Source organism: Burkholderia sp., from assembly GCF_018375725.1.
In the GTDB taxonomy this organism is placed as follows: domain Bacteria; phylum Pseudomonadota; class Gammaproteobacteria; order Burkholderiales; family Burkholderiaceae; genus Burkholderia.
This window is the reverse complement of the sequence record NZ_JAHACR010000133.1, coordinates 1-10,335: the sequence shown is the minus strand read 5'-3', so window position 1 is coordinate 10,335 and position 10,335 is coordinate 1. Positions and strand designations below refer to the sequence as shown.

At 68.3% G+C, this 10,335-nt stretch carries 6 protein-coding genes and 1 pseudogene; 5 read left to right on the top strand and 2 right to left on the bottom strand.

The window, feature by feature from the left end:
• Positions 1-183 precede the first annotated feature (183 nt).
• A complete protein-coding gene (locus KH616_RS14955) occupies positions 184-1,422 on the top strand; it encodes a collagen-like triple helix repeat-containing protein (protein WP_292247436.1) in 1,239 nt (412 codons plus the stop codon).
• Positions 1,423-1,524: 102 nt separating this feature from the next.
• A complete protein-coding gene (locus KH616_RS14950; protein ID WP_292247433.1) occupies positions 1,525-2,808 on the top strand; it encodes an isoprenylcysteine carboxylmethyltransferase family protein in 1,284 nt (427 codons plus the stop codon).
• A gap of 54 nt (positions 2,809-2,862) precedes the next feature.
• On the opposite strand, the gene KH616_RS14945 is transcribed toward KH616_RS14950, so the two are convergent.
• Both KH616_RS14945 and KH616_RS14940 read right to left on the bottom strand, forming a co-directional pair.
• A complete protein-coding gene (locus tag KH616_RS14945) occupies positions 2,863-4,152 on the bottom strand; it encodes a YbfB/YjiJ family MFS transporter (protein ID WP_292247430.1) in 1,290 nt (429 codons plus the stop codon).
• 49 nt (positions 4,153-4,201) lie between these two features.
• Positions 4,202-5,248, bottom strand: a complete 1,047-nt coding sequence (locus KH616_RS14940) for an AraC family transcriptional regulator (protein ID WP_292247427.1) — start codon at positions 5,246-5,248, stop codon at positions 4,202-4,204.
• A gap of 148 nt (positions 5,249-5,396) precedes the next feature.
• Between KH616_RS14940 and KH616_RS14935 the strand changes: the two genes are divergently transcribed.
• The 3 genes and pseudogenes from KH616_RS14935 to KH616_RS14925 form a co-directional block, all read left to right on the top strand.
• Positions 5,397-6,815 carry a coniferyl aldehyde dehydrogenase gene (locus KH616_RS14935; RefSeq protein WP_292247424.1) on the top strand — a complete coding sequence of 473 codons (1,419 nt, stop codon included), beginning with the start codon at positions 5,397-5,399 and terminating at the stop codon, positions 6,813-6,815.
• Between the two features lie 27 nt (positions 6,816-6,842).
• Positions 6,843-8,516 carry a GMC family oxidoreductase N-terminal domain-containing protein gene (locus KH616_RS14930; RefSeq protein ID WP_292247421.1) on the top strand — a complete coding sequence of 558 codons (1,674 nt, stop codon included), beginning with the start codon at positions 6,843-6,845 and terminating at the stop codon, positions 8,514-8,516.
• Positions 8,503-10,293 (top strand): annotated as a pseudogene (locus KH616_RS14925) (NAD(P)/FAD-dependent oxidoreductase); the annotation flags it as partial. The gene KH616_RS14930 and the pseudogene KH616_RS14925, both read left to right, overlap by 14 nt.
• Between the last annotated feature and the right edge of the window lie 42 nt (positions 10,294-10,335).

Genomic DNA, 10,335 nt, shown 5'->3' with positions numbered 1-10,335 from the left:
TCCGGCTCTTCCGGTTCTTCCGGTTCTTCCGGTTCTTCCGGTTCTTCCGGTTCTTCCGGTTCTTCCGGTTCTTCCGGCTCTTCCGGCTCTTCCGGCACCTCCGGCGCCACCCCGCTTGGCAACATCCTCCAGCAAGTCGGCACCCTGGTCACGGCCACCGGCACCACCGTCGCGAACGGCGGCGTGCAAGTCGGCAGCGCGTCGGACAACCCTGCCGCCGCCAGCCTCGGCAATGCGGTCACGAGTCTCGGCAACGGTATCCAATCGGTCGGCAACGGCGTCGCGGGCGGCCTTGGCACGGTCGGCATCTCGTCGAATCCGCTTGGCCCGACGCTGACGTCCACGACCGGGCTGCTCAGCGGCGCCGGCGCCACGGTCAACAACGTCGGCAATGCGGTCGCAGGCCTCGGCGCCGGCCCGCTGTCGCCGGTCGCCCCGGTGACCTCGGCGGTCGGCGGCGTTCTCAATACCGTCGGCGGGGTGGTCGACACCACGGCTTCCGGCGTGAACAACGTGCTGAGCGGCTCGCCGGTACAGCAGCTCGAGATGCAAGTCAGCAGCCTGATCAACCCGATCACGGTCGCATTGACCGGCGGCGCGCAAACGCCTGGCGGCACGCAGACTGCCGGTACGGCAACCGGCCTCGGCACACCGGCCGCCAACCTGCTCACCACGATCGGCAACGGTCTTGGCACAGCCGGTTCGCAGATCGCCGGCAGCACGGACAACCCCGCCGGTCAGGATCTTGGCGGGAGCGTGACGCAACTCGGCAACACGGTCACGAGCGTCGGCGGCCTGCTGGGCGGCAGCAGCGGCAGTTCGGGCGGCAATACCGACCCGCTCGCACCTGTGACGAACCTCCTTGGCTCGCTCGGTTCGATCGGCGGCACCAGCAGCACGGGCAGCACCAGCCCGCTCGCACCGGTAACGAACCTCCTTGGCTCGCTCGGTTCGATCGGCGGCACCAGCGGCACGGGCAGCACCAACCCGCTCGCACCGGTAACGAACCTCCTCGGCTCGCTTGGCTCGATCGGCGGTACCAGCGGCACGGGCAGCACCAGCCCGCTCGCGCCCGTCACGAACCTCGTCAACACGCTGACGCCGCTCGGCGCCAATCTCACCGGCACGATCAACACGCCGGCGGGGAGCACCACGGGCAGCGTCGCCGGCGTGCTGACGAACGGCCCGGTCGGCATTCTCGGCGGCGCACTGGCGTCGCCGCTCGGAGCCGCGGGCGCCGTCACCACAGCCAGCCCGAGCGGCGTCGTGACGACGATCACGTCGCCATCGGGCAGCGGCACGAGTACCGCCACCGGCGGCCTGACGGGTAGTTCGAGCAGCGGCACGGCGGGCACGACGAATTTGCTCGCGCCGGTGACGAATCTGGTCGGCGGCCTGCTCGGCGGTGCGGTCAGGAAGTAAACCGCAGCGAAGTCAGGCGTCCGGGCTCCAATCATTCCAATGCCCGGGCGCCTGCCGGCAGCGCCCGCTTGGCGGCGCCGGCATCATCCATACGAGGATCCCATGAATTCCACGCTCGATGACGTCGCCGCTGTCCGCGACCGCCCGCCGCGCTCGGCGACCCCGTTTCGCGCCGGCCTGCTCGGCATCGCCGCCGGCCTTTTCGCACTGTGGATCACGCGCGACCCGCCCGCACTCGACGGCGCGAGCCGCGCGGTCATTGCGAGTCTGGCGATCATCGGCACGATCGCCATCTACGAACTCTTCGTCTCGCGCGTCTACCTCCGCCCGAGCGCCGGCCTGTCCCGGCAGGCCGTGCGTCCGCTCGGCATCGGCCGTGTCGCGCTGCGGCTCGGCGCACTCGCGTCGGTCTATGCAGGCATCGGCATGCTGTACTGGCTGCTGCCCGAATATCACGGCGACTTCTACATGCCGTTCTGGTCGCTGCTGCGCACGCTCGCGCCCTACGTGATCGTCGCGGCACCGTTCTACTTCGCGTGGATGGACCGCCATCAGCGCGAGACCGACGACGCATACCTGCTGTGGGGCCGCTTCCTGTTCCGCGGTGACATGCCCGCCGGCTGGCAGCCGGTGCGCGAGCTGCTCGCCGGCTGGATGGTGAAGGCGTTCTTTCTGCCGCTGATGACCGTCTATCTGTCGAAGGACGCCGACCACCTGACCACGTCGCTCGCGAACGCGGTACATGCGCCGATGTCGCTTGCGCTCTTCGTTTTCATGTACGACCTGTCGTTCACGATGGACCTGATGTTCGGCACGGTCGGCTATCTCTGCACGTTCCGCATCCTCGACAGCCACGTGCGCTCCGCCGAACCGACGACGCTCGGCTGGCTCGCCGCGCTGATCTGCTATCAGCCCTTCTGGTCGCTGATCTCGAGCAACTACATCCATTACGCGGGATCGATGTTCTGGGACAACTGGCTGATTTCCGTACCGGCGATCCGCGTCGTCTGGGGCGCCACGATCATCGCGCTCCTGCTGTGCTATGCGATGTCGACGATCGCGTTCGGCCTGCGCTTCTCGAACCTGACGAACCGCGGCATCATCACGTCCGGGCCGTACCGCTTCACGAAGCATCCGGCCTACATCGCGAAGAACCTGTCGTACTGGATGATCTCGGTGCCGTTCGTCGAGCCGCTCGGCTGGCAGATCGCGCTCGCGCACTGCGCGGCCCTCGTCGCGGTCAACCTGATCTACTACCTGCGCGCGAAAACCGAAGAGCGGCACCTGATGCGTGACCCGGATTATCGCGCGTACGCGGAATGGATCGCACAGTACGGACTGTTCGCGAAGCTCAAGGGCTGGGCCGGATTGCGCCGGGCCGCCTGAGGGGCGCCGGCGGCGCCGCGCGCATTGGCGCGGCGCTTGACACTGCGGGCCGCATCAAGCGCCCGCGCGGATCAGCGTGCGCTGACAGGCTGCCAGCCCCGCGCCCGCGAACAGTATCAGCGCCGAATACACGAGCCCGCGCGCGAGCCCGGCGCTGTCGGACACCCAGCCGATCGCGACCGGCCCGGCGATCTGCCCGAACGCAAACACGGTAGTGAATGCGCTGATGCCTTTCGCCCAGCCGTCGGGCGGCAGGTTGTGGCGAACGAATGCGGTCGTCGATGCGACCGCCGACAGGAACGTCGCGCCAAACAGCACGCCTGACACGCAGGCCGCCGCCGGGTGCACGAACATCGCGGGCATCCATGTCGCGACGCCGAGCAGCGCGTTGAGCACGGCGAGCGCCTGGCCGCCGCGCATCCGGTCGAGCAGCCCCGACCACAGACGCGCCGATACGACCGTCGCGACGCCCAGCATCACGTAAAAGCCGGACACCACCGTGCCGCTCATCCCTGCTCCGCGCAGCAGCGCGACGATGAATGTCATGTAGCCGATATAGCCGACGCCGAACAGTCCGTATCCGGCGAGCGCGAAACCGAAGCGCGCCGCACTCGCGTGCCCGTGCGGCACGGCGCTCGCGCGCGATCGTCCGGGCGCGGCATAGGCATGCTCGATGCGTCGCGCGGCGGCGATCGCGATACCGGCGAACAGCACGCACGCGAACGCGAGCGCAAACCACGCGGCCTGCCAGCCGCGCGGCCCGGGCGACAGCGTCGCCGGCACGAGCAGGGACGACGCGACGATGCCCCAGCCGGTTCCGCCGTAGTAGAGGCCGAGCAGCAACCCCGCATCGCGCGGCACGATGGATGCAAGACGCGCCGCGAGCACGCCGCCGCTGACGAAGATCAGCGCGCTGCCGATGCCGGTCACGAGCCGCTGCGCCAGCAGGACGTTCATGTCCGATACGACGCCGCACGCGGCCATCAGCACGGTCGTCGCCGCGCATCCGGCCGCCAGCAGCGTGCCGGCCGTCCAGCGCCGCGAAAGAAAGGGAAATGCCAGCGCGCCGAGCAGATAACCGGCCGCATTCGCGGTGTTCATCGCGCCGGCTTGCGCGAAGCTCCAGCCGAGGTCGGCTTTCATCGGCGGCAGCAGCAGCGCGTAGGAGAACCGCGCGAGGCCGAGCGCAATCGCGCTGCCGAGCGACAGCCGCACCGCCAGCCACCATGCCGCGACGCGATCGGGTTCGTGCGGGCTGCCGCATTCGCCGGGCGCGATGCCGGTGTCCCGCCCGGCATCGTCGCGGCAATCGCCCTGCGCGCCCGCATCCATGATGTTCGCCACGCTGTCTCCCTTGTTCTTCGAATCGTGCCGTCGCATCCTGCAGACCGGTTCAGCGGCCAGGCCTGCCGCGCAGCATGCCGCTTCGAAACGCGCCCGGCGCAACGCCGTGCCAGCGCTTGAATGCCTGCGAAAAGCTCGACAGGTCGCTGAAGCCGAGCCGCTCCGCGACATCGGTGAGCGACAGGCGATCGTCGCCCAGCAACGCCTCGGCCATCGCGCCGCGCGATTCCGCCAGCAAGGCCCGGAATGTCGTGCCCTCTTCCTGAAGCCGCCGCTTCAGCGTGCGCGTGCTGGTGTTCAGCAGCCGCGCCATGTCGTCGAGCGACAGTGGCGTCGTGCCCGGCGCGGCTTCCAGGTAATGCCGGATCATCGTCGCCGTGCCGATGCGTACGCGCCGCGCCTCCATCAGACGATGGCACATCTGCTCGCACATCGACACCGTGATCGGATTCGCGTGCGGCAGCGGCCGGTCGAGAAAGGCTCGCGAGAACACCAGGCTGTTCGAGCACGCCCCGAACTCCGGCTCGACATCGCCGATGCGCGGCACGCCTGGCGCGACGCCACGCGTCGCCGCCGCGCGCTCGGCCTGCAGCGTCAAGCGCGACAGCACGAAATCCTCGCCGCCGATCTCGCGGAGCAGCACCGATGCGGCCGCCATGTCGCGCTCCACGGCGAACCGGCTCAGGTCGCGGGCCAGTTCGGGCGCACCGAAACGCATGACGCCGAAGTCGCCCTCCTCGCGGTATGTGATCACCGTAAACGCATAGGTGAGCGGTATGAAGCGCATCGCCAGCGCGAGCGCATCGCCGGCGGTGGCGCTCGCGATCAGTCCGTAGCCCCAGACGCCGTACGCCGAAAAGTGATAGCGCAGCCCCGCCTCGAGGCCGAGGTACGGCGGATGACCGAGCAAGCGCAGCAGGTTGCCGGTCAGCCGCAATTCCTGCGCCGCCGTGACCTCGATGTTCGGGTCGTTCAGCTGCGCCGACGACAGGCCCGTTCCCGCGAGCAGCTTCGCGCCGGGCACCCCGCGTTCCTCGCCGAAATCGACCAGCAGCCTCGCGCCGGCGGGACTCCGGGTGAAATCCCAGAAGCTCATACGGACAAACCCTGTCAAAGCCGAGTTGGCCCAAATACTAAAACAATTGTCCCGTCGCAGCATTGGTGTTTTCCCACGCCGCACGCAACATCGGCGTCATTCGAGTCGTTATCCGAACGACCTTTTCGACTGCCCCGGAGGAGACACCATGTTGCTGAGTCGCCCGACCGATCTCGCGGCGCGCTTCGAGATCCAGCGCCAGGCATTTGCGCGCGAATCCGATCCGTCGCTGCAGGTTCGCCTGTCGCGTCTCGATCGCCTGCTCGCGCTGCTCGACACGCACGAAGACGCGATCGTGCGCGCGATCGACGCGGATTTTCACGGGCGCTCGGCGCACGAAACCCGGCTCGCCGAACTCTTCGTCGTGCGTACCGGCATCCGCCACGCGCGGTCGCATCTGAAGCAGTGGATGCGCAATCGCCGGGTGCCGACCGCCCTGCATTTCCGTCCCGGCTACAACCGGCTCGCGCCGCAGCCGCTCGGCGTCGTCGGCGTCGTGTCGCCGTGGAACTATCCGCTCCAGCTCGCGCTCGGGCCGGCGCTGGCCGCGCTTGCCGCCGGCAACCGGGTGCTGATCAAGCCGTCCGAGCTGACGCCGCATGTGTCGACGCTGCTTGAAACGTGCATCGCCCAGGCGTTCGACCCCGGCGAACTAAGCGTCGTGAGCGGCGATGTGGAAACAGGCAAGGCGTTCGCACGCCTGCCGTTCGATCATCTGTTCTTCACCGGCTCGACGGCCGTCGGCCGCGACGTCGCGCAGGCGGCGGCCGCCAATCTGACGCCGGTCACGCTGGAACTCGGGGGCAAGTCGCCGGCGATCCTCGATGTCTCGTGCGACTTCGCCACAGCCGCGCAACGCGTTGCGTTCGGCAAGCTGCTGAACACGGGACAGACGTGCATCGCGCCGGACTATCTGCTCGTGCCGAACGGGCAGGCGGAAGCGGTCGCCGCGCGTCTGTCGAAGGCGATCGCGCAGCACTATCCGTCGCTCGCCGCGAATCCCGACTACACGGCGATCGTCAGCGCCCGGCACCGCACGCGCCTCGCGGACATGGTCGGCGAAGCGCGCGACGCCGGCGCGCGCGTGATCGAGATCAATCCCGCCGGCGAGCGCTTCGATACGTCGCCGAAATTCCCGCCGACGCTCGTGATCGGCGCGCACGACACGACGCGGCTGATGCGCGAGGAAATCTTCGGCCCGGTGTTGCCGATCGTCGAATACGCGGATCTCGACGATGCGATCGCGCGCGTCAACCGCCGGGAACGTCCGCTCGCGCTTTACTGGTTCGGCCGCGATGCCGCACGCCGAGATCGCGTGCTGCGGGAAACGGTGTCCGGCGGCGTCACCGTCAACGATTGTCTGTGGCACCTCGCGCAGGAAAACCAGCCCTTTGGCGGTGTCGGCCCGAGCGGCATCGGCGCGTACCACGGCAAGTGGGGCTTCGACACGTTCAGCAAGCACAAGCCCGTGTTCCATCAGACGCGCTGGAACGGCACCGGCCTGTTCCATCCGCCGTACGGCAAGACCTTCGACCGGCTGCTCAGCATCCTGTCGCGCATCGCCTGATTTCCCGATATTTCCGGAGACGATTCCATGAGCAAGACATTCGACTACATCGTCGTCGGCGGGGGTTCCGGCGGCTGCGTCGTCGCGGGCCGGCTGTCCGAGGATCCGAACGTGACGGTCTGCGTGCTGGAAGCCGGCGGACGCGGCGACGCCCCGGTCGTGAACATTCCGACGGGCGCCGTCGCGATGCTGCCGACCCGCCTGAACAACTGGGCGTTCGAGACGGTGCCGCAGCCGAGCCTGAACGGCCGCAAAGGCTATCAGCCGCGCGGCAGGACGCTGGGCGGCTCGTCGGCGATCAACGCGATGGTGTATATCCGCGGGCATCGAAGCGATTACGACACGTGGGCCGCGCTCGGCAATCCGGGCTGGTCGTACGACGATGTGCTGCCCTATTTCCGCCTGAGTGAGCACAACGAGCGATTCGACGATGCCTGGCACGGCCGCGACGGCCCGCTGTGGGTCAGCGATCTGCGCACCGGCAATCCGTTCCACGCACGCTATCTCGAAGCAGCGCGGCAGGCCGGCCTGCCGCTGACCGACGATTTCAACGGCGAGCAACAGGAAGGCATCGGCATTTACCAGGTCACGCAAAAGCACGGCGAACGTTGCAGCGCGGCGCGCGCGTACCTGCTGCCACATCTCGGCCGCCGTGACAATCTCGCCGTCGAGACGCACGCGCAGGTCCGGCGCATTCTGTTCGACGGCATTCGGGCGGTCGGCGTCGAAGTGCTGCAGCACGGCGAGATCCGCACGCTCCGCGCGCGGCGCGAGGTCGTGCTCGCAGCCGGCGCACTGCAGACGCCTCAGCTGCTGATGCTGTCCGGCGTCGGCCCCGCTCACGATCTCGAGCGCCTCGGCATCCGGACGCTGCTGCATCTGCCCGGCGTCGGCCAGAATCTGCAGGATCACCCCGACTTCATTTTTGGCTACCGCACGCGCAGCATCGACACGGCGGGCGTGTCGCTGGGCGGTGGCATGCGCCTGCTGCGGGAAATCGCACGCTTTCGCCGCGAGCGGCGCGGGATGCTGACATCGAATTTCGCCGAAGGCGGCGGCTTCCTGAAGACGCGCGCCGACCTCGACGCGCCGGACATCCAGCTGCATTTCGTCGTCGCGCTCGTCGACGACCACGCACGCAAGTTCCATCTCGGCCACGGCGTGTCGTGCCACATGTGCCTGCTGCGCCCGCGCAGTCACGGATCGGTGCGGCTGCGCAGCGCCGACCCGCTCGACACGCCGCTGATCGATCCCGCATTCCTCCAGGACGCGCAGGATCTCGAGGACATGGTCGCGGGCTTCAAGCTGACACGCCGCCTGATGGATGCGCCCGCGCTCGCCCGATGGCTCACGCGCGACCTCTTCACCCGGAACGTGACGACCGACGACGAGATCCGCGACGTGCTGCGGCAGCGCACGGATACCGTGTACCACCCGGTCGGCACGTGCCGGATGGGCCAGGACGAACACGCCGTCGTCGACCCGCAATTGCGCGTGCGCGGCCTGCAAGGCCTGCGCATCGTCGATGCGTCCGTGATGCCCACGCTGATCGGCGGCAACACCAATGCGCCGACGATCATGATCGCCGAGAAGGCGGTCGACATGATTCGCGGCGTCAGCCGCGTGCGTTCGATGGCGCATGCCGACGTCGATGGCGCCTCGTCAACCCGTTCGCAGGAAACCTGCCATGCAATCGCCTGACACCGACCGCCTCGCCACCTCCGCCACGCCGCTCACGGCGATCGTCATCGGCGCCGGCTTCGCCGGCATCGGCATGGCCATCGCGCTCCAGCGCGCCGGCGTGCACGATTTCGTCGTGCTCGAGCGTTCGCACGACGTCGGCGGCGTATGGCGCGACAACTGCTATCCGGGCGCCGCGTGCGACGTGCCCTCGCATCTGTACTCGTTCTCGTTCGAGCCCAATCCGAACTGGTCGCGCACGTTCGCGCCGCAGCCGGAGATTTACGCGTATCTGCGGCGCTGCATGCGCAAATATGCGCTCGACCGTCACATCCGCTTCGGCGCCGAAGTCGCGCGCGCACGCTACGACGAGCCGCATGCGCTGTGGCGCGTCACGCTGACCGACGGCACCGAGCTGAGCGCAGCAATGCTCGTCAGCGGCACCGGCCAGCTGAGCCGGCCCGCGCTGCCGAAGCTGCCCGGCATGGAAACGTTCCGCGGCCACGCGTTCCATTCCGCGCACTGGGATCACGACTATCCGCTGGCCGGCAAGCGCGTCGCCGTGGTCGGCACGGGCGCGTCCGCGATCCAGTTCGTGCCGGCGATTGCCGGCACCGTGCGAAAGCTCACCGTGTTCCAGCGCTCGCCGGCATACATCACGCCGCGTCCCGACCGCGCGTACCGGCCGTGGCAAAAAGCGCTGTTCAGGCGGCTGCCCTGGGCGATGAAGCTGCATCGCGCGTCGATCTATCTGCGCTACGAGTCCCGCGCGATTGCGTTCACGCGCCTGAGCGGCCTGATGAAATACGCGGTCGGGCAGCCGTTCCGCAAACAGCTGGCCCGGCAGGTTCCCGATGCCGGGCTGCGCGCGCAGCTCACGCCGGACTACCCGATCGGCTGCAAGCGGATCCTGCTGTCGAGCGAGTATCTGGCGACGATGAGCCGCGACAATGTCGAGCTGGTCACGCAGGGCATTCGCCGGGTGACCGAGCATGGCATCGAGACGACCGACGGCACGCACCATGCCGTCGATGCGATCGTCTACGGCACGGGCTTCGCGGCCACCGAGTTCCTGTCGCCGATGCGCATCGCCGGGCGCGGCGGGCTCGACCTGAACGACGCGTGGCGGCGCGGCGCGAAAGCGTATCTCGGGCTCACGGTGCCGGGGTTTCCCAACTTCTTCATGCTGTACGGACCGAATACCAACCTCGGCCACAATTCGATCGTCTACATGCTGGAAAGCCAGATCGCGCACGTCATGCGCTGCTATCGCGCGATGCAGCGCGCAGACGCGACGGCGATCGAAGTCGACGAAGGCCGCTACCGGCGCTTCAACACGCATGTCCAGCAGCGCCTCGCGCAATCGGTCTGGGCCGGCTGCAAGAGCTGGTACGTGGATGCGGCCGGACACAACAGCACCAACTGGCACGGCTTCACGCTGTCTTACCGATGGCTCACGCGCTTTTCCGGGCTGTCCGCGTATCGCTTCACGCGTACGCTGCCGGGCGCGGCAGGTCATGCGGGCGGCATCGCCATCGCGGAACCGAAAGGGGCGTTCGAAGCGCTCAATGCCGGTTTCCTGCGCGGCTTTCTGCGCGTCGCGTTCCGCTCGGTGATGGGGCCGCCGTTCGGCATCGGCATCCAGCGCGGCGCCGTGCGACTGCTGTCGCCGCTGATGCCCGGGGTGCGCGGCGTGATCCGCTATCGCACGTCGGCGGGCGGCGTGCCGGCCGAAGTGGTCGCGCCAAAGCATGGCGACAACGGCGGCGCGATCCTCTATCTGCATGGCGGCGCGTTCAGCGGCTGATTAATCTCATGCGCCAGGGTGGTCATCGTCTGC